This window comes from Frigoribacterium sp. SL97 (assembly GCF_026625765.1).
GTDB lineage: Bacteria > Actinomycetota > Actinomycetes > Actinomycetales > Microbacteriaceae > Frigoribacterium.
In genome coordinates, this window is record NZ_CP113062.1 from 341522 (window position 1) to 365179 (window position 23658).

Consider the following 23658-nt stretch of genomic DNA (forward strand, 5'->3'; position numbering starts at 1 on the left):
ACCCCCGCCATGGCTTCATCCTTCCCTGCCCGCCTGCGCCCGCTCGGCACCCGTGCCCGCGCGGTCCTCCGCCCCCGCCTCCTGCTCCGGGCAGTCGTCCTCGCCCTGGTCGTCGTCACCGCGGCCGTCCTGCTCGAACTGCTCGCCCTGCTCATCGTCGGTCTGATCACCGGCGACGTCACCCAGGCCTCGGGTTCGGCCCTGGTCACGACGTCGTTCGTGGTGCGAGCCGTCCAGTACGGCGTCGCCGCACTCACCGTCGTCACGGCCGTCCTGGCGGTCTCGTCGACGATCTCGCAGTCGACCGCCGGGGGTCGACGCACCCTGCGTCGGGGTCTGACGCACGCGCTCCGGTCGCTGCCGCGCCTCCTCGCGGTCGAGCTGCTGCTCGTGCTCGCCGTCCTGGTCGGGGCGCTCGTCGCCCTGCCCCTCAGCCTGGGCGCCCTGGTCACGGCGGGGGTGCTGCGACTGCGGTCCGCCCCGCGTCGGACGATCCGCCGCACGCTGCTCCTCGCGATCCCCTTCGCGCCGGTGCTCGTCGCGGTGGGCCTGACGATCACGGCCCTGCCGGCGTCCCTGTCGCACCCGGACTCGCTGCGGTCGCTGCTCCGCCGGGCGGTCACCACGCTCCGGACCCGCACCGCAGCCGTGGTGGGACTCGTCGTCGCGGTCGGCGCGGTGTCGACCGCCCTGACCGCCCTCGGGGAGGTGGTCCTCGCGGCCCCCACCGCCACGACGGCGCAGACCTCACTCGGCACGCTCGCCCTCGTCGGCCTCGTCGCCCTGTTCCTCGTCGTCGTCGGCAGCGTCTTCGCCGTCCTGCTCCCCCTCGACGACGTGCGCGTCGACCGACGCGGCGGTCCTCGGGTCCCGGGGCGCCTGACCGGTGTCCTGCGTCACCCGTGGACGAAGGCGAGCCCGATCGCCGTCGTCACGATCGTCGCCCTGATGGTGCCGTTCATGCCCGCCGTCAGCGCCTCCGCGGCCGAGGCCCCCGTCACCTCGTCGACCGGTCCGGCCGACCTGCCGACCACGGCTCCCGCCGTCACCCCGCAGCCGACGTCGGGACCCGCCGCCGCGGCGACGAGCCCCACCGACGCCGCCGCACCCGCCCCCGCACCCGCACCCGCGCCTGCTGCCGCACCGACGGTCCCCACCCCGGCCGCGCCTCCTGCACCGGCCGCCGCGCCGGCACCGGCACCCGCGCCGGCCCCGTCGGTCGCCCGGGCCGCCCCGGCCCCGATCGCCACCACCGTCGACGTGCTGCAGCTGGGCGTGGCCACGCTCGGCGAGGACCAGGAGTTCGCGATCGACGTCGCGGCCGAGGGCACGACCGACGAACCCACCGGCACCGTCGAGGTCTTCCGCGACGACCACGACCCCGCGACGGAGGACGTGGAGGTCACGGACTTCGACCTGGCCGACTCGGCCTTCCCCTTCTTCCTCCCGACCAAGGAGCTCGGGAGCACCTCGGTCGACCTGCGCTTCGTGTACGTCCCGGCCGACGCGACCTACGCCGGCAGCGAGCAGACCGTCACCGCCGACTTCCAGCGCGCGCGTCTCGACTACGACTACCGGGCGGTCCACTCGCCGTCGGACTCGATCACGTTCGGTGACGAGCACACCGTGACCTTCTCGTTCACCAGCGACGCCGACGGCGACGGCTTCGTGCTCGAGATGATCGACCAGCGCTCCGGCCCCGTCGCGTCGACCCCGTTCTCGGTCATCGACGGGAAGGCGACCGTCGTCGTCGACCTCACGGGCAAGCTCAAGGCGGGCCACCACGACTTCATCTTCGAGGTGCCCGACACCGACAGCCACTACGGCACCGGCTCCGAGTTCTCGGGCGTCGACGTCGCCCTCGCCGACACCGTCACCGACCTGACGCTTCAGACGCCCTCGCCCGTGGTCGGCGACTCCGTCGGACTCGTCGCCGACGTGCGCACCGCCGACGGCTCGAAGGTCACCGGAGGCGCGGTGACCTTCTCCCTCGACGGCCGCGTCGTCCGCAGCGTCGACGTCTCGAACGGGCAGGCGTACCTGAGCTACACCGGGGCCACGGTCGCCGGGACGTACGACTGGCGGGCCGAGTACAGCGGCCTCGCGGGCTCGGCCCGCTCGTCGAAGGACTCCGACTCGCAGGTCGTCGCGAAGCGCTGGCCGCAACACCAGCCCTGGACCTGGTCGGGTGACCCCGCCGCCGGGACGGCTCACCTCGACTCCTCCTACGTGCCCGTCCGCGGTCTGCCCGCGCCGACCGGTGCGATCACGGTGACGAGCGAGGACCGGGTCGTCGGGCGCGGCACCGTCGCCGCCGACGGCAGTGCCCACGTCCCGGTGGCCGTGCTCGAGGGCATCCACTCGAACCGGATCGAGTACGCCGGCGACCAGACCTGGCTCGGGGTGACCTACGTGGTCGCGCAGCCCACCGCCCCCGTCCTCGACCCGACGGTGACCCTCACGGCACCGACGACCGCGACCCTGGACTCGACCACCCGGCTCACCGCGACCATCGGCGGCGCCCCCGCCTACGCGGTGGACAGCCTCTCGGTCTACCGTGCCCTGCCCGGGGGCACGGCCGAGCTCGTCGACCGGGTCGACCTCGCCGGCGGCCTGACGGGCACCCTCGACGTCGTCGAGCGGCAGCCCGGCGCGTGGCGGTACACGGCCGTCGCACGCTTCGCCTCGGTGGTGGGCGTCGAGCCGATCACGTCCGCGCCGGCCGTCACGACCTGGTCGGCACCGCCCGCCCCGCAGCTCGCCCTGACCGTCGGCGACGGCCCCCACGTCGCCGGGGTCGCCGTCCCGGTGACCGTCACCGCGAGCGCCCTTCCCGGCGGAGGCTTCGGCATCCCGGCCGGGACCGAGGCCACGGTGGCCGTGGTCGCCGGTGACAGCCGGACCCGGCTCGGCACCGTGACGCTGTCCCCCGTGGGTACGGTCCTGTCCGGCACGCTCGACGTCACCCGCCCGTTCGGCGGACGGGTCGACCTGGTCGCGTCGGTCTCGTACGGCTCGCGCCCCTGGACCGCGTCGAGCACTCCGGTCACGCTGACGACGGCGCCCGCCCCCGCGGCGCTCGAGATCGCCGCGACCGGTCGCATGCAGGTCGGCACCCGTGCGACCTTCGAGGTGCGCCTCCGTCCGGCCGACCGCTCGCTGACCCCGCTGATGCTCGCCCCGGCCACCGTCGTCATCGGCGGCATGGAGTCGACGCTGCTGCTCGAGCGGGCCACCTTCCCGGCCACGTCGCCCTACCTGACCGGACGCGTGACGACCGAGGTGCTCAGCGCCGCGGACCTCACCGCCAGCGTCTCGGTGGCCGGTGACGGCGTGCTCTACGGGCCCACCTCGGCCTCGACGACCGTCTCGGTGCTGAAGGCCCGCACGACCGTCCGGCTCGAACTGCCCGGCACGGTCTTCGCGAGCGGGCGACCGCTGACGGTGTCGCCGTCGGTGTCGAACGTCACCCCGGACGTCGCCCCGAACCCGTCGGGCACCATCACCGTCACGGCCTCGCCGTCCGGCCTCAGCTGCACCGTTCCGGCCGCGGGTGGCCTCTGCGCCCTGCCCGCCGAGACGATCGTCACGGGGCGCAACACGCTCGACGTCCGATACTCGGGCGACGCGGACCACGAGGGCGCCGTCGACGGCGTGACCGTCACGGGTTCGGCCCGTCAGACGACGCTCGACTGGTCGAGCTCGCCCGACCTGTCGGCCGTCGTCTCGGGCACCCCCGTCACGTTCGGCTGGAAGGTGGGCACCGGCGGCTCGCTGGCGCCGAAGGGGTCGGTCGAGGTGCGCCTCGGCTCCGCGAGCTGCACCGCCGACGTGTCGGTGGGTCGCTGCACCCTGACCGTCCCGCTGCCCACCAGCTCGTCGCTGTCGACGAAGCTCGACGTGTCGGTGCGCTTCACCTCCGCGGACGACGCGCCCAGCGCCTCCGTGGTCTCGTCGGTCACGCCGAAGGACTGCATCGTGATCACGGCCTACCAGAGCACGGTGACGGGCGACCCGTCGACCGTCTGCCGACGGGGCGACCGTACCGGGTTCGTCACGGGTGCGTCGGTGACGGCGCGTCACGAGCCCGTCGCGGCCCCCTATCGGTTCGCCGGGTGGTACCTCGACGGCCAGGGGGTCGCGACCAGCGACGAGTACCGCTTCACGGTGACGGCGTTCCAGTCCCTCTCGTTCACGACCCGGTACGCACCGGTCTGCCACACGCTCCAGGTCACGCCGCGGGGCGACATCGTGGCGAAGACCGACCCGGCCTTCGCCTACACCGAGCAGTACTACGCCAAGGGCACGGTCAAGGCCCTGACGAAGCCCAACTGCACCGACCCCCGCACGCCGACCGCCGACGAGCTCGAGCAGCTCGCGAACGGCGAACCGCGCTACGCGGTGGGCACGGTCGTCGACCTGGCCATCACGCCCGTGACGACGGTCGGCCAGGCCCGCCGCAACGGCGGCACGCCCTACGTCGTCGACACGGTCGACGGGGCGACGGCGGACGAGCTCGGTCGTGGCTTCTACACGACCACCGTCACCGGCGACCAGAAGGTCAGTGCCACGTTCAAGGCGGCCGAGTGCAGCGTCGTCGACATCCGTCCCGGCGACGGTGGCACGCAGGCGATCATCGCGTCGGAGCGCCCCGGCGAGAGCCGCTACCTGAAGCCCTACGACGGCACCTGCACGACGGGCGACGGCACGGCGGGCTACGTGCCCGGCTCGACGGTGACGGTCAGGGCGACGCCCGACGACGGCACCTACCTCCTCGACTGGCGCACGAGCGACTTCGATCCGGTGAAGCGCACCGGTGAGGACCCGCTCGCGCTCACGACCCTTGGCGACGCCCCGGCCGGTGGACGGTCGGGTGCCGCGGGCACCGCGACGCGCACCTTCGTCGTGCCGACCCCCGCGGAGGCGCAGCTCGTCATCGGCGTGAACTACGGCGTCGTGCGCTGCGTCGCCGTCACGACGAGCACGGCGTTGCCGATCAGCGCCGACAAGACGGTGCCGGCCTACACGCCGACGACCTTCACCAACGTGGCCGACGGCGACTCGACCTCGATCGACGAGCTGCGTTGCGGCAGCCGTGGCCCGTCGGTGGACCGGGCGGTGACGAAGGGCTTCAAGTCCGTCGTCACCCAGACGGACTGGTTCATCGGGACCGCCATCGTCCGCGCCGAGCGGGCCGACAAGGTCGAGTACGGGTCGCTGCAGGTGAACCGCAACACGGACGACGTCGCACCGGCGACCACGGTCGCCGAGATCCGGTGGTCACTGGTCGACGGCCTCGAGGCCGTCGCCGACGCGGGGACCGACGGCTCGTCGCGTGGCCCGGTCCTCTACATGGAGTTCGCCCCCGCCGACCGCGTGTCGATCGCCGCCGACTACTGGTCGGACACGTGCCGCCCGATCCAGTTCAGCTACCCGCAGGGTGGCACGACGCAGACGTCGTTCGACTACTCGGCCAAGTACTCGAGCCGGGTCGTCTGCCCGAACAACTCCGGGGTCTGGGGTGAGACGGTCGTCCTCCGATCGACGACGCCGACGCCGTCCTCCGTCCGGGCGATCGCCTCGGTCGGCCGGCCGACGTCCGAGGACACGGTGCGGTGGCCCCAGGGAGTCCGGGCAGCCGACGGCCGCCTCTACACGATGCTGAGCCGCGACGGATCGGTCATCGGGACCCCGATGTCCGACGTCCGGATCGAGTACTGCGTCCCCCTGGCCGTCTACGTCCACGTCCAGAAGCCCGACGGGCGGTACGACAACGTGCTCCGCACGGGCAACCGCTTCGGTGACCTCTCCGACCTCGACGACGGAGGTTGGGCCGACATCATCGCGCACGACGGCGGCTGCCCGCCGTTGTGGGGTCGCCCCGGCAGCACCGTCACGATCGGGTTGACCGACTACGGCTCGCTCGGGTACGACCTGCCGGTGGGCCCGCAGACGGTCACGATCCCCACCGACGGCTCCTCCCCCGTGGTCGGCATCTTCCTGCGGACCAAGTGCGCGACGCTCTCGCTGGGCGCCCGGGTGGCGGCGGCCAACGGCCCGAACTGCGACAACGACCCGTCGAAGTACGTCCTCGGAACGGTGGTGCAGATGCAGGCCGACGTGCCGGCGGGTGGCCACCTGAACAGCTGGTCGGGCACCGACCAGACCGAGAACGAGACGTCCTGGGTCGTCATGACGGGCGACCGGTCGGTCACGGCCGACGTCCACACGCCGAGCGTCGGCGAGAAGATCGTGAACGGCCTGTCGAGCGTCGCCCAGCGGACGATCGCCCTGGGGGCCGTGGTGCTCACCGGCATCATGTTGATGGAGGCGACGCTGCTCAAGGTGCTCGGGACGGCGATGTCGCTCGTGTCGACGGGCTTGAAGGCCGTCGGCGTCTCGGGCAAGGGTCTCGACGAGTACGACCGGGTGACCGCGATCGTCACGGCGACCACCGGGATTCCGGCCATGTACGCCGACTGCATCTCGAGCTGGGCGCACGGGCCGAAGCTGACCGAGAGCAACATCGCCGCGAAGTTCGGGACGAAGGGCGGGGCGGCCCTGGCGAACAAGGCCATCAACTTCGCCTACCCGAAGCTGAAGGCCGAGAAGAGCGTTGCCGGCAGTCAGGGCGTCCAGTGGGTGGTCGACTCGATCGACGCCTTCGGGTCGGGGTCGTACCTCAATAACGCCCGCGACCAGTGGTCGAGCATGGGCTCCACGCTCGGCACGTGCATGGTCGACGGCATGAAGAAGCAGGTGGACCCGATCATCAAGCGGTGACGCCGCGGGCGGAGCCCGGACCGACCGCAGGAGGCGCGGTGCGCGATCGTCGCGCACCGCGCCTCCTCGTGTCGGTCCCGACGGCGGTCTAGCCGTTGGGGGCGACGAGCACCTTCGCGTGCTGCGTCTCCCCGCTGTCCAGCTCCACGAGCAACCCCGGCAGCTCGTCGAGCCCGACCGTCCCCGTGATGAGCGGCCCCGCGTCGACCGAGCCGTCGGCGAGCGCGCGCATCGCACCGACGAAGTCGGAGTGCGTGTAGGCGAGGCTGCCGACGACGGTCAGCTCGCGGCTCTGCCAGTCGCCGTACGAGACCTCCGAGGTGGTCATCGGGTAGCCGAGCAGGGCGAGCGTGCCGCCGCGGCGGACCAGCTCGGCGCTCGACTGGAACAGCGAGGAGGCGCCGGTGCACTCGTACAGGACGTCCGCGCCGAGTCCGTCGGTCAGCTCGAGCACGCGGGCGCGGAAGGGCTCGCCGGGTTCGTGGACGTCGGTGAAGCCGAGGCGGCGGGCGGTCTCGCGCCGCGCCTCCATGGGCTCGACGAGGACGACGGCTCCGGCTCCGGCGTGGCGGGCGTGCTGGGCGGTGAGCAGGCCGATGGGGCCGGCGCCCTGGACCACGACGACGTCGCCGAGGCGCTGGCCGGCGCGGCGGACGGCGTGGAAGGTGACGGCGGTGGGTTCGACGAGGCCGAGCTGCTCGTCGGTGAGGCCGTCGAGGGCACGCTGGACGCGGCGTTCGTGGACGGTGACGTGCTGGGCGAAGGCTCCGTGGGTGGGGGCGTCGGGCGAGATGCCGTTGGCCTCGGCGAAGGCGGTGTCGCAGTGGTCGGGGTGTCCGGCGCGGCACATGGCGCAGGTGCCGCAGGGCGGGCCGACGCTGGCGACGACGCGGTCCCCCACGGCGACGGTCGTGACCCGGCTGCCGGCGGCGACGACGGTGCCGGTCCACTCGTGGCCGAACACCGCGGCCGGGATGAGGCCGCCGGACGCCCACCCGTGCGTGTCGGTCGCGCACACCCCCGTGTACCGGATGCGCACCACGACCTGCTGCTCCCCCGGAGCCTCGAGGTCGACCTCGGCGAAGGCCACCGAGCGCTCGGCGTCGACGGTGGCGAAACGGGTGCGGGCGGGCACGTCGGTCATGCAGACCAGAGTAGGCGTGGACGACAGGTGTTGCTCAGCCTAGGGAGCGGGCACGGCCTGTGTTCTCGTAGCGCTCACTCGCTGCTCGCCGGCGCCTCGTCCACCTCGGACTGCGCGGCTTTCGCGGGACGCTCTGGCCGTGTCGCCGACCCCGGCTGCCACGTCTGCTCCAACCGTTGACGTCATTGAATTGCTCAAGCAGCTGGGGGGCCTCAGGGATGCAGGCGTCATCACGGACGAAGACTTCGAGGCCAAGAAAACCGAACTGCTCTCTCGGCTCTGAAGTAGATCCCCCTGTGGGCGTCCGTCAGGGGTGGAAACGTGGCTCAGTCGTATAAAGCCCGAAGGTCGCGTCCGTAAGCGTCATCGTGGGGATGATGCAGACGTTGGTGACGCCGGCCTGGAACTCACTGGTCAGAGTATCGGGCGGTAGACCCACGCCGCCGTCGATCTTGTTGCGAGCCGACGTGAGAATGTCGGCTGCAGCAGCGAACTGCTGCGCAGAAGTCATCTCGAGGTTCCATTCGTTGCAGCTCGTCTCGGCGAAGCTCTGGCTCCAAGTTTGCGTATAGCGAGATGACGCGACCTCCACATCGTCCGTCCTCTCGTCATCGTCGCCACCGAGGGTCGAGAAGACACTGATGAGAACGATGACGACCACCACCCCCAAGCAGCCGAGTCCTGAGATCGCGCCACACCCGAGGGGCTTCTTCGTTCCCTCAGGACCGGAGAGGTTGGGAGCAGGGGGAAGCTTGTCCTTCATGTCCGGACTCTAAGGCTGATCACGACCAAGACTTGAATGCACCTCAGCCTCACCCGCCTTCGCCCACGGATTCGCTCTCGACGACCGCTCACGTTCACTACAGTGAGATTCGTTCAATTAGCGATGGGGAAAGAACATGGCAAGCCGACGCGGATTCCTGGCAGAAGTGCAGCACCAACAGCGTTTGGCGCAGGCCCGTGCCAACGCGGCCGCTCGAGCACAGACGCAGGCTCGCGCGCAGGCAGTCCGTGCGCGGGCTCAGCAAGAGCGGGCGAACGCTGCAATGGCCCGTGCCGACGAGGCCGAACGTAAGCGGTACGAGCGCGAGGCGAAAGCCGCGTACGTCGAGATGCGGCAGGCCGAGGTCGACGAGCTCAACGAGGACTTGGCCCTCGAGTACGACGAGATCGACGGATTGCTCGCCCTGACCCTCGACTTGGACGACTACGTCGACCTGGAGGGCCTCAAGGTTCGAGCGGTGCACCCGCCCTTCCCTCGCTGGGACCTCGAGACCCCTCGCCCGGCGCCGCTCCCGACCCCGGTCCCCGAGGCTCCGGTGTTCATCGAACCGCCGGCACCCACAGGCCTCTTCGGCAAGAAGAAGAAGTTCGAGGAGGCGCAGCAGCGGGCTCGGGCGGAGTACGAGCAGGCTTGGGGACAGTGGGCCGCCTACCGTGACTGGATTCCTACCCAGGACGCTCAACAGGCTCAGGAACACGCCACCCTCGAAGAAGGACGCATCAACCTCCTGGCAGCAGAGCGGGAACGCTACGACGCGGCCTGCGCGGTCCGAGAGGCCGAGGTTGCCGAGCAGAACTCTTCGATCGACACCTTGATCGCCGGCCTTGGCTACGGCGCAGTCGACGCAGTGCAGGAGTACGTCGGCATCGTGCTGGCGAACTCGCTCTACCCGGATGCTTTCCCCGTCGAGCACGAGGCCGAGTTCGATCCCACGACCGCCGAGTTGACGCTGCGTGTGACCGTGCCCGCCCCGGACGCCCTCCGGATTATCAAAGGATTCCGCTACGTCAAGGCCAGTGATGAGGTCGTCGAGACCCAGCTCTCCAAGACGGCCGCCAACGAGCGTTACGCGAGCGCGTTGCACCAAGTGGCCCTCCGATCCCTTCACGAGATTTTCGAGGCTGACCGGAGAGGGCTGATCAAGGCCATCTCCGCCCAGATCGGCCCTGAGGCGAACGACCCGGCCACCGGCCGCCAGAAGTTCATCCCGCTGGTCGCTGTCGCTGCACCCCGTGACACGTTCATGGAGATCGACCTCAGCGGCGTCGTCCCTCTCGCCACCTTGCAACACCTCGGTGCCGCTGTGGCGAAGAACCCGTCGGCGCTCACCGCCATCGACACGGCGGGCGTGCGTAGGTCGTGAGCGGCGACGAGCGTCGGTTCAACCCTCCCCCGGGCTGGCCGCCCGTACCGTCGGGCTGGAAGCCCCCCGCCGGATGGGTGCCTCCTGTTGACTGGCCTCCGGTCCCCGACGGCTGGCAACTGTGGCTCGACGAGGTGACACCAGCGTCAGAACCCGTCGGTGTGGCCCCGGTCGCGATCAGCACGATCTTCGAGAGTCTCGCGCCTGAACGGCTGAGTGCACCCGAGACACCCGACGACCCGCCTGCCCCGAATGACTCAGCCCCATCGGACCGCGTCGCGACGTTGCTCGCGGAAAAGGCTGATCTGGCTCGGCAGCTGGCCGAAAGCAACCTGGCCGCCGACCAGCGAGTGGCTGCACAAGCCGCATGCAACCCCGTGACCTCAGCCACTGTCGAGCTCGACGACGAGCAGGTGCTGCAGGAAGTCGGCATCTACAGGTACCACCACCCGCTCGAGGATGCGACGGCTTACCTGCCGAGATTGAAGGACGTCGAAGGAAGGTCGGCCGCCCTCGTCCGCGACGGGCAGGCCATCGAGAAGTCGAACCTCTTCACCTTCGACAACTCTCTCGCCAAGGGTCGCAAGATGAGCGACGACCTTGCCAAGCTCATGCTGCGTGCGTATAACGCTGAGGCGGAGAACAGCATCCGCACCCTCAAGTTGGGCAACGTGCACACCGCCAAGAAGCGGCTGGAGGCATCACGAGCAGCGATCGCCAAGCTCGGCAGCATGATGGCGATGCACATAAGCGACGCCTATCACGGCCTCAGGATCGAGGAGATCGAGCTGACGGCCGACTGGCTGATGAAGAAGCAGGAAGAGAAAGAGGAACAGCGCGAAGAGCGGGCACGCCTCCGCGAGGAGGCGCGGGTCGAGAGAGAACTGAAAGAACAGCGCGCCCAGCTTGACAAGGAGCGCACGCTGTTGATGCAGACGATCGGCCAGCTGCAAGCCAGTGGCTCGTCGGATGCCGACCTCGAGCTACGACTTGCTGCCATCGACCAGGCCATCGTCGACAACGACTACCGAGCGGCGAACATTCGAGCCGGCTACGTCTACGTCATTTCGAACCGAGGAGCCTTCGGCGAGGGTGTCGTCAAGATCGGTCTCACGCGCCGCCTCGAACCCGCCGACCGGGTGCACGAGCTCGGCGGCGCCTCGGTCCCTTTCCGCTTCGACATCCACACGATCTATTTCTCCGAGGACGCAGTCTCTCTAGAAACGGAACTTCACCGGCACTTCGCCCCTCGCGCCTTGAATCAGGCCAACAGCCGCAAGGAGTTCTTCTTTGCAACGCCGGCCGAGGTACGAGACGTTCTCGCCAGCAAGGTCGGAAACCTGCTCGAGTTTAAGGACACGGCAGACGCTACGGAGTTCTTTCAGTCTGTCGGTCGTTGGCCTTCTGGAGAGGCGACGGCCGGCGGCTTAGCTGCTGCTCTCTGAGATTGCAGTCAGCCGGCATTTGTTCGGACCTTTTGGTGCAGGGGCTAAGCGAACCGACAGCCGTCCAGTCGACCCAGCGGCGCCTGATGAATGCAGAATCACTTGTCACCTGTAGTAAGCCGTGTGGCGGAGAGGCCGATAAGCTTCAAAGACTATGAGCAACGTCCCCGAAATGCTTGCTGATGTCTTGGCCCGAATTGCTGCCTCGACCAATCGGCCGGTTTCGGCAGAAGACTGCGACTGCAGTCCAGAGTACTTCGAGGCGCTCATTGCCCTGCTAACGGTTTTCGGGATTGTCCGGCCCGCGGCAACGGCGGACGGGACATTTGAGCCTGTTTCGGAACAGGCCTCGTACTTCCTCTTGAGCAGCGCTGAATATGCTCGGAGCTCTAAACCAATTCTCGACGGCTGGCAGAGAAACATCCCCATAGTTCAGTCGCAAGGCGGCCCCTTGAACGGGCCAATTCTTGCGACGGCCATGGAAAGCGCCCGGCTAGGTTGGCCGCAGGCGACGCCGATTCGTCGGGCCGAGATTGCTCAAGTGCTTATCAAAGGAAAATTCGGGTGGGGGCTGGTCGATCGATATTTAGTGCGATGGGATGCAAAGGCGCACTCATATCAACTAATCGGTGGCCACAGCCGCCCGCATGATGCCGATATCGAGGAGACCATGTGGCGAGAGTTGGAGGAAGAAACGCCAGGGCTCTTGTCTACACGCATTAACGATGGTCTCATCAAACTAACCGAGTCTTCTGTTAATCAAGTTTCAAGGACATATGGAGCCCTTACTGAGTACAAAATGACATTTTTTCGTGCTTCACTCGGGACCAATAAGCCGTTACTGACACAATCAGAGCGCTGGGTGACCGCCAAGGAATTAGAAAGAGGGAAAACACGCAAAGGCGATCCGATTAATCAGGTCGGGCTCGCTCACTCAATGGACGATCTCTCTCAAACCCTTCAAGACTTGCCGCTAAGTTTTCGCAAACGCCTAGGGGCACCAAAGAAGTTAGTGGCGAGACAATTGTCTATATGGGCGGGCTCTGCGATCGGCTTAATTGCGAGCATCGCCTCCCTGATTCAATTTATAGCTTGGATCGGTCTCCAGGTTGGGGCTCAGCGCTAGCGAGAGGCCCACCCTGTCCTCAGCCTGCTCTTTCCAGGCGGGTCAGGCGAATCAAGGCTGCACTTGGCCCTTACCATCGGCCCCGAACATTGTCTGCACTGCCGCAAGCGACGGCCCGTAATAGCGCTCCAAGAACAGCGCACATTGAGATCCTGCGTAGAGAGCGAGGGTCACCTTCGCGCTACGACCTATCGAATCACGTCTGATCCATATGAGCGAAGCGGCAATTCGTGCTAGCATCGACTGACGGCGAATAATATGCTCCCATTCGGTATTGGCCCAAACTCGTTCCTCGCCTTGGCGAATGGAGTCACGAATGCCAACAAATGAGGCAAGATCGGCTCGGGCAATTAATGCTTGGACCGTGGCCGCATCTTCACTTATCAGCCCACGCACTGAGCCCGCATCAAGCCCCTCACAGTTGCGAAAGAATCGTTCTACCTCGAGGTATGCTGCGTCATACCCAGCAAGGCCGACTTGGCTCTCATCGAAGTCGATGATGAAATATTCCGCGACGCTCTCACCGGCAGTTGGGCCAATCAGGATATTGCCTCCGCGCAGGTCGCGGTGATTCAGGGCGGTCATCATGGGGATGGGCACATCGAATGGTGCAATTATTTTCAGGAAAAGTTCCGGTGAAATGATCGCGCCGTGTCGGGTGTCCACTTGTGCCTTAAACGGAAGAAAGGCCCCGACCTTGTCGACCGCGTCAGTCATGCGTTGGCCTCCCATGAAACTTATCAGTGCGCCATAAACGGTCATCTCGGCGACGAGACCTGGTGCACTCCATGCCTCGGTCACGTCAGCGATGATCGCAGCCGACGCGCGTTCCAGCCTTGCCGAGCTTGGACTCTCACACGGCCTAAAACGTTGAAGGCTGCCTCCCGCGACTGAGAAAAGAGTTACGTCAACCCTTGAAGACCCGAGAGAATATTCGTGCTGTCGAACTACGACTGCCATATGCTGCGAAGCAAACTTCGGACCCGCAGCTGACGCTATCAAGTGAGCTGCGGCCGAACTAGTTTCACCAACCGCTCTAGTTCGCACTTTCAAAATGTACTCGCCCGCTGGAACTAACGCGTTCGCTTGTAATGATAATTCAATTCTAAGCACGAGTGCACCAGACTGCCCCCCACTTATTAAAAATGCACTCACGGTTGCGCACCGAAACCAAGCCGAGAGCGCTCCATTAATGGCGGCGCTGTAGCGATCTGCTTGCGGTGGAAGGGTTACGCGTATCACTCGATCCCTACATCTCGAAGTTAAGCCCATCCAGGATAATGTGGCTATGCAGAAGTTTCAGGTACATGGCTTGCTTCGCAACTTGTCGAAAGGCATCAAGAAGCATATGGACTGTACTCAAGTACAAGGAATCGCGGAATCCCCTACCGCTACGCGACTTCTCGCTTTGACAGAAAAAGAAGAGTTAGTCCACCGAAAAGACGTTGCGCAGACGACCGATGGCTCCTGCCGGGCGAGCTTCGCGTGTCGTCGGACGACGACGACACCGCCGCCGCCGCCCCTGCGAGGGCGCTGGCTCCCCCCAGGGGGCCCGCTCCCGGTGGCAGGCCCTCACGATCCTCGCCCGGCCGCAGGACGTGCTCGGTGCCGACGACACCCCACCCTTCTTCGACGATCTCCGGGACACCGTGGAGGTGGAGGCGCGGCCCGCCCCCTCCGAAAAGGGCATTGAACTGCGCGCCCGCCTCCGCGGGCCTTCGACGCCCGCGATGAGGGCTGGACGAAGGTCGTGCTGCACCCGGACGCCATGCCGTCGGCCAGCTGATTCGATCGAAGCCGACCCGACCCCGAACCGGACCCCGGCCCCGAACCGGCCCGACAACCGAGGGACCCCGATGGGCGACCGCATCTCCTGTCCCCCCGACGGACGGGCCTCTACGTCGCCATCGGGGTCGTTGTCGGCGTGGGCGTGGAGCTGGCCCGTGCATCGATGCTGGGCCCCCTGGCGGCCTGATGCACAGCCGGCCTCAACGCCCTAGTGCACGTCTATCGAGCCTGCAGGCCACAGGACACGACTGGCACCGAGCACCTGGCGAGCGAGGAGTCCAGCTCGCGCCTCACCGACGACACCCGCACCCGCACCCGCACCCGCACCCGCACCCGACGCACCGCACTCCCCCCAAGGCCCTGCTGTCGTATTTCTTCGGCACCGTCCTGAACGTGGTGACGAACCTGGCGCAGAGCTGATCACCCGCCGGTAGGCGAGGGCCGACAGACCATCTGGTCGCACCTGGCCGTGCTGCTGCTCTTCACGTACTCCTGTTCGCGGACACCACAGGTGAACCCCGCGTGGGTCCACGCCCTCGAACTCGCGGCGAACACGAGTTCGGGGCTGCAGTGCGTGCCCGAGCCCGACGTCCGCGAGGCGGTTCGCTAGCTGGGCATGTCGACGAAGCGCGAGAACATGCCGTGGAACGCCACGGTGATGGTGTCGGTGGGGCCGTTGCGGTGCTTGGCGACGATGAAGTCGGCCTCGCCCTGGCGGGGGTTGTCTTTCTCGTAGGCGGACTCGCGGTGCAACAGGATGACCATGTCGGCGTCCTGCTCGAGCGAACCGGACTCTCGCAGGTCGCTGATCGCGGGCTTCTTGTCGGCACGCTGCTCGGGACCACGGTTCAGCTGCGACAGCGCGATCACCGGCACCTGCAGCTCTTTCGCCATCAGCTTCAGGGCACGCGAGAACTCCGACACCTCTTGCTGACGGCTCTCGACCCGCTTGCCCGACGTCATCAGCTGCAGGTAGTCGATCACCACGAGCTTGAGGTTGTGCTGCTGCTTCAGGCGACGGCACTTCGCCCGGATCTCGACCAGCGTCATGTTGGGCGAGTCGTCGATGAAGAGCGGCGCGTCGTTGATCCGGCCGCGCACCTGCGCGATGTTCGTCCAGTCCCGCGCGTCGACCGTTCCTTTGCGCATGTTCTGCAGCGGCACGCTCGACTCGGCCGACATCAGACGCATGGCGATCTCGCTGCGCCCCATCTCGAGTGAGAAGAACACCGACGCCTGCCCGTGCTTGATCGACGCCGCCCGCGCCAGGTCGAGCGCCAACGTCGACTTACCCAGCGCCGGTCGCGCCGCCACGATGATCAGCTGACCCGGGTGGAACCCGTTCGTCAGCGCGTCGAGCTGCGCGAACCCCGTCGGCACGCCCGTCATCTGACCGTCGCGACCCTTGGCCGCCTCGATCTCGTCGATCGCGACCGTCACCGCCTCGTTCAGCGGCACGTAGTCCTCGGTCTGGACGCCACCGGCCACGTTGTAGACCTCGGCCTGCGCGTTGTTGACCAGGTCGACGACCTCGCCCTCGCTCGCGTACCCCATCTGCACGATGCGCGTGCCGGCCTCGACCAGACGGCGCAGCACCGCCTTCTCGGCGACGATCGACGCGTAGTACCCCGCATTCGCCGCAGTGGGCACGACGCCGGTGAGGGTGTGGAGGTACTCCGCTCCCCCGGCCCTCGACAGGTCGGCGGACTTCATCAGCTCGTCGCTGACCGTGATGACGTCGGTGGGCTCGCCGTGCGAGTACAGCCCCAGGATCGCGTCGTAGATGACCTCGTGCTTGGGCACGTAGAAGTCCATGCCGCGGACCGTCTCGATGACGTCGGCCACGGCGTCCTTGCTGAGCAGCATGCCGCCGAGCGCGCTCTGCTCGGCGAGCAGGTCGTGAGGCGGGACGCGGTCCATGTTGACGGGGCCACCACGGTCTCGATCGCGGGCGTTCGACGCATCGGGAGCGAGACCGAGATGGGCGATCGACATGGGTCCTCCAGCGAGAAATCGGGTGGGTGCGGGGCAGCACCGAAGACGCTTGGGGCAGTTCTACGACAGACCCCCGACATCCCCCTGCCGAACCGCCGTGACCCACCCCTGACGAGCGCGGGTACACCTTATGGACACCGAGTTCTCCACAGCAAATGCACCTGTGGATAACTCTGGGGAGAACAGGTGAGCAACGCCGGACAACCCTGGGGAGAACTGTGGATCACGCTGTGGACAACGAGATACTTCAGTTCAATTACCTGTTGCTGACCAGGGGTTTCTCGATTCCACAGTCGTGTGGAGAAAATTGTCTAAACCGGGGGTTGAGACATCCGATTTGACTTCTGCCTGTGCACAAGGGATTTGACTTTCGGCCCATTCGACCGATACCGACGCAGCCTGCGTTCAGCTTCTCGTAACCCCCGAAGGGGGGCCTGCGAAGAGCCTGGTCAGGACGGTATCGGGGACCGGCACCGCGCCTCCTGGGCTCGATCACGGCCGGTGAGAGGGCGGCCGGGAGGTCGCACCACGCTCTGGTCGGCCCGCAAGCCGAAGAACCCCGTTTCCGAAGAAGAACCACCAGGGATCGGGGTTCGTCTTCGGAAACGGGGTTCGAGGGGAGCAGGTGCCTCAGAAGGGGACGCCGCAGCGCAGCACGACATTGGCGTACGGGGTCGCCTCGCCCGTCCGGACGAGGAGGCGCGCCCCACCCGACAGCCGCTTGAGCTCGTCGTGCGAGACGTAGGCGACGTCGTCGAAGCGGGACGTGATCTGCGCACCGGCGGGGGAGTCGTGGCTCTCGTCCGCGGCCGTGCAGGCCTCGAACACCACGTCGGCGGTGAGGGCGTCCAGCACGTCGGCGAAGGCCGGCAGGCCGTGGACGACGGCGAGGTCGACCACGGGGACTCCGGCAGGCAGGGGAAGTCCGCAGTCGGCGACGACCACGAGGTCGCCGTGGCCGAGTCCGCTCACCGCGTGGTTCAGCTGGGCGTTGAGCAGGCCTCCGCGCTTCACGAGGTCTCTCCGTCCGCTGAGTCGGCATCCGCCGACCCCTCCGTCGGGGCGGCAGGCGCCGCTGCAGGCAGCTCGTCCTCGAGCGTCGGGTACGACGCCTGCGTGCCGACGCCCGTCACCGAGAACGCCCCGACGCGCACGGCGTCCCGAGCGGACTCGAGCAACGACGCACCAGCGGCCAGTCCGGCGGCGAGCGCGCCGACGAAGGCGTCCCCGGCTCCGGAGGAGTCGACCGCCGCGACGCGAGGCGAGGCGACCAGCACGGTGCCCGACGCGTCGGAGACGATCGCGCCGGCGGCACCCCGGGTCATGACGACCGACGTGACTCCCTGGGCGCGCAGGGAGGCGACGACCGACTCGTCGTCGACCCGCGCCTCCTCGTCCGACGCCGAGGCAGAACCAGAACCAGCCCACGCGGCCAGCAGCAGCCGACCCTCGTGCTCGTTGACGACCAGCGGATCCGCGGCCTTGACCACGTCCGCCGACACGTCGATCACCGGGGCGAGGTTGAACACCACGCGCCCTCCGGCGTGCTGCACGGCGGCGGCGATGCCGTCCACGGGGATCTCTCCCTGGAGGACGACCACCGCGGCATCGGCCAGCGCGCCTGCGTGCCCGCCGACGAACGACGCCGAGACGGCACCGTTCGCCCCGGGGACGACGACGATCGTGTTCTCGCTGTCGCCTCCGACGCTGACGATCGCCAGGCCGGTGGGCCCGGGGACGGTGTCGACGCCGCTGACGTCGACACCGCTCGAGCGGAGGTGGGGCAGGGCGTCGTCGGCCCGTCCGTCGTCGCCGACCGCGCCGATCATCACGGTGCGGGCGCCGCGACGAGCAGCCGCGACGGCTTGGTTCGCGCCCTTGCCGCCGGGGGAGAGGGTCATCGACGAGCCGATCAGCGTCTCGCCGGGCAGGGGCAGGCGGTCGACGGTCACGACCTGGTCGACGTTGATCGACCCGACCACGACGACCGTGCCGGCCGAGCCGGCCGGAACCGGACCGTCCGCGCCGACCGCACCCGCGCCTCCTGCAGTCCCGACGACGCCTGGACCGCTCACATCAGGACCACTCATTCGGTGAAGTCACCCACGTTCTCCTTCGTGACGGTGATGACCTCGACGGCCTGGTCCGAGGGGCCCTCGTCGCCGCTGCCACCGTTGACGGCCTTGACGGCCTGGTCGACCGCGAGGGCGCCGAGCTCGGCGGGCTGCTGCGCGATCGTGCTCGAGAGCGTACCGGCCTCGATGGCCTTGAGGCCGTCCTCGGTGCCGTCGAACGCTGCCACCTGGACGTCGGTGCCGGCGCGCGAGCCGAGCGCCTGGATCGCTCCGAGGCCCATCTCGTCGTTCTCGGCGAAGACGCCCACGGCGTTCGGGTGCGCCTGCAGCAGGTTCGTGGTCACGTCGAGCGCGGTGGCGCGGTCGAAGTTCGCGGTCTGCTGCGCGACGACGGTGATGTCGGGGTAGGCCGAGATGCCCTTGGTGAAGCCCTCACCGCGGTCGCGGCTGGCCGAGGTGCCCGCGACGCCCTGGAGCACGATGACCTCGCCCTTCTCGCCGATCGCCTCGGCGAGGGCCTTGGCGGCCTGCTCGCCACCGGCGACGTTGTCGCTCGCGACGAACGAGGCGACGTCCGCACCGTTGACCGCGCGGTCGACGGCGACGATGGGCACGTCGGCCTCGTTGAGCGCCTTGGCGGCGGGGCCCGCGGCGTCGCTGTCGACGGCGTTCAGGATGACGGCGTCGGCGGTCGAGGCCGCGGTCGCCAGCTGGTTGGCCTGGGTGGCCGAGTCGTTCTGGGCGTCGACGATCTCGAGGTCGACGTTCTGCTTCTTCGCCTCGGCGGTGGCGCCGTCGCGCAGCTCGACGAAGAACGGGTTGTTCAGGGTGCTGAGCGACAGGACCACCGTGGGGCGGTCCGCCTCTCCGGCGGGGGTGCGGTTGCAGCCGGCGGTGCCGGTCGCGACCAGGGCGGCGATCGCCGTGACGGTGGCGGCCTTGCGGAACGAGGTCAACTTCATCGTGTGTCCTTCGGGTTGGGGTGGGTGGAGGGGTTCAGCTGCTGCGCGTCTTGCGCCGCAGCACGTCGACGCCCACGGCGAGGGCGATGACGAGGCCGATGACGACCTGCTGCCAGAACGAGGTGACGTTCAGCAGGTTGAGGCCGTTGCGGATGACGACGAGCACGAGGGCGCCGATGATGGTGCCCGAGATGCGGCCGACGCCGCCGGCCAGGCTGGCGCCGCCGATGACGACCGCGGCGATGGCGTCGAGCTCGTAGCCCGAGGCCGCCTGCGGCTGGGCCGAGTCGAGGCGTCCGGCGAGCAGGAGGCCGGCGAGGGCCGCGAACAGCCCGGCCAGGCCGAAGACGGTGACGACGATGCGCTTGACCGGCAGGCCCGAGAGGCGAGCGGCCTCGGCGTTGCCACCGACGGCGTACATCGAGCGGCCGATGACGGTGCGGTTGAGGATGAACGACGCGACGATCGCGGCCAGCACGAGCACGATGATCGGCACGGGCACCGGGCCGATGTTGCCCCCGAGGAACGACACGGCCGGGGGAGTCGCGATCGGGCGACCGTCCGACACGACGAGGGTCAGGCCGCGCGCCACGCTGAGCATGGCGAGGGTCGCGATGAACGACGGCAGCTTGCCGTACGCACTGGCGAACCCGTTGACCAGGCCGGCCACGAGGCCGGTGCCGAGCCCGAGGGCGAGCGCCAGGCCGCCGGGCAGCCCCGCCGTGGCGAAGAACCAGCCCGAGACCATCGCCGACAGCGCGGCGACCGAGCCGACCGAGAGGTCGATGCCGCCCGCGACGATGACGAAGGTCATGCCGAACGCCAGCACGGCGACGGTCGACACCTGGATGCCGATGTTGAGCAGGTTGCGCCCGGTCAGGAAGTCCGGCGTCGCGATGAAGAGGGCCAGGCACAGCACGACGAGCCCGACGAGGGCTCCGTTGGCGGCCAGGAAGGTCTTGATGTCGAAGGAGCGTCGCTGCGCCTTCACGGTGGTGGTGGTCATGGGTGTCGTCCTCGGGTCCGTGCTTCTCGGGTCAGTTCGTCGGGGGGACGTCGCGTGCCGCGAGCGTCATCAGGGTGTCCTGGGTGGCGTCGGCCGCGGCGACCTCGCCGGCGACGACTCCGTCGCGCATCACGAGGATGCGGTCGCTCATGCCCATCACCTCGGGCAGTTCGCTGCTGACCATCACGACCGCGCCTCCTGCGTCGGTGATGCGGTTCACCAGCTCGTAGATCTCGACCTTCGCGCCGACGTCGACGCCACGGGTCGGCTCGTCGAGCAGCAGCACCGTCGAACCGGCGATGATCCAGCGGCCGAACACGGCCTTCTGCTGGTTGCCGCCGGACAGCGAGCCGATCTCCTGGTCGATGTCGCGCATGCGGATCCGCAGGGTCGAGGCGACCTCGTCGGCCTTCGCACGCTGGCCGGCGAAGTCGACCAGGCCGCCCTTCGCGCTGCTGGCGAGCGTCGCGTAGCCGAGGTTGTCGTTGACGGAGGCGCCCAGCACGAGCCCCTGCGCCTTCCTGTCCTCGGGAACGTGGCCGACGCCCGCGGCGATGGCCCCGGCGACGTCGCCTTTCTTGAGGCGCTTGCCGCGCACGGTCACGCTGCCCGAGTCGTACTTGTCGACCCCGGCGATCGCGCGGACGACCTCGGTGCGACCGGCGCCGACGAGCCCGGCGATGCCGAGCACCTCGCCCGCCCGCACGTCGAACGAGACGTCGCGGAAGACCGACCCGGTCAGGCCGCGGACCTCGAGCACGACGGGGGAGTCGCCCTCGCTGCCGGGCGTGCGCGGGTACTGGTGCTCGATGTCGCGGCCGACCATCAGGCGGACGAGTTCGTCCTCGCCGGTCGACGCGGGCACCTCGGCGACGAACGCGCCGTCGCGCAGCACGGCCACGGTGTCGCCGATCTCGGCGATCTCGTCGAGGTGGTGGCTGATGAACAGCATGCCGACGCCGCGGGCGCGCAGCTGCTCGACGACGCGGAAGAGGATCTCGGTCTCGTGCCGGGTCAGCGCCGCGGTCGGCTCGTCGAGGATCAGGATGCGCGCGTCGATGCTCAGCGCCTTCGCGATCTCGACCAGCTGCTGACGGGCGATGCCGAGCTCGCCGACCTTCTGGTCGACGTCGACGTCGAGCCCGATCAGGTCGAGGGCCGCACGGGCGCGCTTCTTGAGCTCCTTGCGGTCGACCAGGCCGAACCGCGTGGGGAACCGCCCCATCATCACGTTCTCGGCGACGCTGAGCGACGCGACGAGGTTGAGCTCTTGGTGGATCGTCGCGATGCCGAGCTTCTCGGCGGCGTGCGTGTTCGGCAGGTGGACGGCCTCGCCGTCGACCAGCACGCGGCCGGCGTCGGGCTGGTACACGCCCGACATCATCTTGATCAGGGTGGACTTGCCGGCGCCGTTCTCACCGAGCAGCACCTGCACCCGGCCGGGCCGGACGTGCACGGTGACGTCGTCGATGACCCGCACGGGGCCGAACGACTTGCTGACGTTCTCGAGCGTGAGCAGGGGGCGATCGTCGTCGATCGAATGGGGCATGGGTCAGTTCCTGCCGAGGGGTCGGGGTGGGGTGGGGTCGGTCGGTTCCGTGGGGTCGGTCGGGTCCTTCGGGGACGAGGAGGCGCGGGTCGCGGTGGACTCGCGCGTCGCCGTGGTGCCGCTCGCGGATCCGCGACCCGCGCCTCCTGCGGTTCCGCCGGAGGCGCGGGTCGTCGACTCGCGGACGATCAGTTCGCTGGGCAGCACGACCGAGTCGGGCGTGCGCCCGTCGATGACCTCGTGCAGCAGCTGGACGGCGATGCGGCCCATCTCCTCGACGCTGTGCGCGATGACGGTGAGGGCCGGGTCGAGCAGCGAGAACCACTCGATGTCGTCGAACGCGACGACCGAGACGTCGGTGCCCATGCGCATGCCGAGCCGGTTGAGCATGGCGATGGCGCCGACGGCCATGAGGCTGTCGGCCGCGAGCAGGGCGGTCGGCGGCTCGTCGAGCTCGAACAGGGCGTGCACGGCGGCCGAGCCACTGGCGGACTGGAAGTCGCCGACGTAGACCAGGTCGGGATCGGTGCTGAGGCCGAGTTCGGCGACGGCCGCGGTCCAGGCCTCGAGTCGCTCGCGCCCGGTCGAGACGCTCTGCGGGCCCGCGACGTACCCGACGCGCTCGTGACCGAGGTCGACGAGGTGCTGCACGGCGGCCCGGATGCCGGGGATGCTGTCGGTCGTCACGCTCGGCACGTCGACGCCCGGGATCGTGCGGTCGACGAACACCGTCGGCACCTCACGGGCGAGCAGCGAGTCGATGCTGGCGGAGTCGGTGCCCTGCGGGGCGACGATGACGCCGTCGACGCGACGCGAGATGAGGGTGTCGAGGTAGCGGTCCTGCTGCTCGCGGTTCTCGTTGGCGTTGCCGAGGAGGGTGACGTAGCCGAGTTCGAGCAACGACTGCTCTATGGTGTGGGCGAGGTCGGCGAAGAACGGGTTGCGGACGTCGGACACGAGCAGGCCGACCGTGTCGGAGCGGGTCGAGCGCAGGGCACGAGCCTGCGCGTTCGGCCGGAAGTCGAGCTCGCGCACGGCCCGTTCGACCTGGGCCCGGGACTCGGCGGAGGTGGCCGGGTTGCCCGACAGCACGCGCGAGGCCGTCGCCGCCGAGACGCCGGCGCGCTGCGCCACGTCCCTGATCGTCACGGTGTTCATCGGGCTCTACCTCGTCGTAGTGGTGCGGGTCGCAGGGTGTTCGCCCGGCGTGGAATCGATTCCATGGAACCGATTCCACGAGAGTAGACGAGCCGCCCCCTCCTGTCAACGCGAGCTGCCGCCGCCTCGTGATGCCTGCCGCTGCACCCGGTTTCGAGCCGAACACCCGGTTGCAACCGGGTGCATCCTTCGAAACCGGGTGCATCGCGACGCAGGACGCCCCCGAGGAGGCGCGGTGCCCGACCCAGCCGCCCCGCGCCTCCTCGTCCCCCCGCGCCCACTCCCGACCCAGCTGCCCGCGCCTCCTCGCCCCCCGCTCGTCCGGCCCGGCCCACCCCCTCCCGGCGCGCCCATGAACCCCGTTCACGACGATGAACCACGGTGCACCGGGGTTCATCGTCGGAAACGGGGTTCATGGCGCCCCCCCCGGCCGAAGCCCGCACACCCGAGCACGCAGAAGAGCGGCGGCCCCCCGAGGGG

Annotated in this window: 15 protein-coding genes; 5 read left to right on the forward strand and 10 right to left on the reverse strand. The window is 68.6% G+C overall.

All coding sequences use genetic code 11. The features are described from left to right. Positions 1 to 9: 9 nt before the first annotated feature. Positions 10 to 6783 (forward strand): Ig-like domain repeat protein, encoded by a 6774-nt coding sequence (locus tag OVA02_RS01695; RefSeq protein ID WP_267659098.1) that lies wholly within the window; start codon positions 10 to 12, stop codon positions 6781 to 6783. Positions 6784 to 6871: 88 nt separating this feature from the next. On the opposite strand, the gene OVA02_RS01700 is transcribed toward OVA02_RS01695, so the two are convergent. Further along, positions 6872 to 7927: a zinc-dependent alcohol dehydrogenase gene (locus tag OVA02_RS01700; RefSeq protein WP_267659099.1), complete on the reverse strand. Its 1056-nt coding sequence runs from the start codon at positions 7925 to 7927 to the stop codon at positions 6872 to 6874. Between the two features lie 139 nt (positions 7928 to 8066). Between OVA02_RS01700 and OVA02_RS01705 the strand changes: the two genes are divergently transcribed. Beyond that, on the forward strand, positions 8067 to 8210 hold the full coding sequence (locus OVA02_RS01705; protein WP_267659100.1) for an SHOCT domain-containing protein: 144 nt from the start codon (positions 8067 to 8069) through the stop codon (positions 8208 to 8210). Positions 8211 to 8234: 24 nt separating this feature from the next. On the opposite strand, the gene OVA02_RS01710 is transcribed toward OVA02_RS01705, so the two are convergent. Continuing rightward, positions 8235 to 8690 carry a hypothetical protein gene (locus tag OVA02_RS01710; protein ID WP_267659101.1) on the reverse strand — a complete coding sequence of 152 codons (456 nt, stop codon included), beginning with the start codon at positions 8688 to 8690 and terminating at the stop codon, positions 8235 to 8237. A gap of 283 nt (positions 8691 to 8973) precedes the next feature. Here OVA02_RS01710 and OVA02_RS01715 point away from each other — a divergent pair, with 283 nt between their 5' ends. The 3 genes from OVA02_RS01715 to OVA02_RS01725 all read left to right on the forward strand — a co-directional run bounded on the left by OVA02_RS01715 (position 8974) and on the right by OVA02_RS01725 (position 12645). Then, the gene (locus tag OVA02_RS01715) at positions 8974 to 10074 is read left to right on the forward strand and encodes a hypothetical protein (RefSeq protein ID WP_267659102.1); all 1101 of its coding nucleotides are present in this window, start codon (positions 8974 to 8976) and stop codon (positions 10072 to 10074) included. Beyond that, positions 10071 to 11519, forward strand: coding sequence for a DUF4041 domain-containing protein (locus OVA02_RS01720; RefSeq protein ID WP_267659103.1), 1449 nt, complete (start codon positions 10071 to 10073; stop codon positions 11517 to 11519). The genes OVA02_RS01715 and OVA02_RS01720 overlap by 4 nt, the downstream gene beginning before the upstream one ends. A 154-nt stretch (positions 11520 to 11673) precedes the next feature. After that, complete coding sequence (locus OVA02_RS01725) at positions 11674 to 12645, forward strand: NUDIX hydrolase (RefSeq protein WP_267659104.1); 972 nt, start codon at positions 11674 to 11676, stop codon at positions 12643 to 12645. A gap of 51 nt (positions 12646 to 12696) precedes the next feature. Here OVA02_RS01725 and OVA02_RS01730 read toward each other — a convergent pair whose 3' ends face one another. From OVA02_RS01730 to OVA02_RS01765, 8 genes are all read right to left on the reverse strand, one after another. After that, a complete protein-coding gene (locus OVA02_RS01730) occupies positions 12697 to 13446 on the reverse strand; it encodes a hypothetical protein (protein ID WP_267659105.1) in 750 nt (249 codons plus the stop codon). Between the two features lie 1593 nt (positions 13447 to 15039). Continuing rightward, positions 15040 to 16428 carry a replicative DNA helicase gene (gene dnaB / locus OVA02_RS01735; protein ID WP_043595340.1) on the reverse strand — a complete coding sequence of 463 codons (1389 nt, stop codon included), beginning with the start codon at positions 16426 to 16428 and terminating at the stop codon, positions 15040 to 15042. 630 nt (positions 16429 to 17058) lie between these two features. Then, positions 17059 to 17442 carry a D-ribose pyranase gene (gene rbsD, locus OVA02_RS01740; RefSeq protein WP_056044255.1) on the reverse strand — a complete coding sequence of 128 codons (384 nt, stop codon included), beginning with the start codon at positions 17440 to 17442 and terminating at the stop codon, positions 17059 to 17061. Beyond that, the gene (locus OVA02_RS01745; RefSeq protein ID WP_324289763.1) at positions 17439 to 18503 is read right to left on the reverse strand and encodes a ribokinase; all 1065 of its coding nucleotides are present in this window, start codon (positions 18501 to 18503) and stop codon (positions 17439 to 17441) included. Before OVA02_RS01745 ends, rbsD begins: the two co-directional genes overlap by 4 nt. An 11-nt stretch (positions 18504 to 18514) precedes the next feature. Beyond that, on the reverse strand, positions 18515 to 19465 hold the full coding sequence (locus OVA02_RS01750; protein WP_043595335.1) for a substrate-binding domain-containing protein: 951 nt from the start codon (positions 19463 to 19465) through the stop codon (positions 18515 to 18517). Positions 19466 to 19499: 34 nt separating this feature from the next. Beyond that, the gene (locus OVA02_RS01755; RefSeq protein WP_043595333.1) at positions 19500 to 20471 is read right to left on the reverse strand and encodes an ABC transporter permease; all 972 of its coding nucleotides are present in this window, start codon (positions 20469 to 20471) and stop codon (positions 19500 to 19502) included. A gap of 31 nt (positions 20472 to 20502) precedes the next feature. Beyond that, positions 20503 to 22020 carry a sugar ABC transporter ATP-binding protein gene (locus OVA02_RS01760; protein WP_123571094.1) on the reverse strand — a complete coding sequence of 506 codons (1518 nt, stop codon included), beginning with the start codon at positions 22018 to 22020 and terminating at the stop codon, positions 20503 to 20505. Positions 22021 to 22023: 3 nt separating this feature from the next. Then, entirely contained in the window at positions 22024 to 23178 is a 1155-nt protein-coding gene (locus OVA02_RS01765) for a LacI family DNA-binding transcriptional regulator (protein ID WP_267659106.1), read from the reverse strand. Positions 23179 to 23658: the final 480 nt, after the last annotated feature.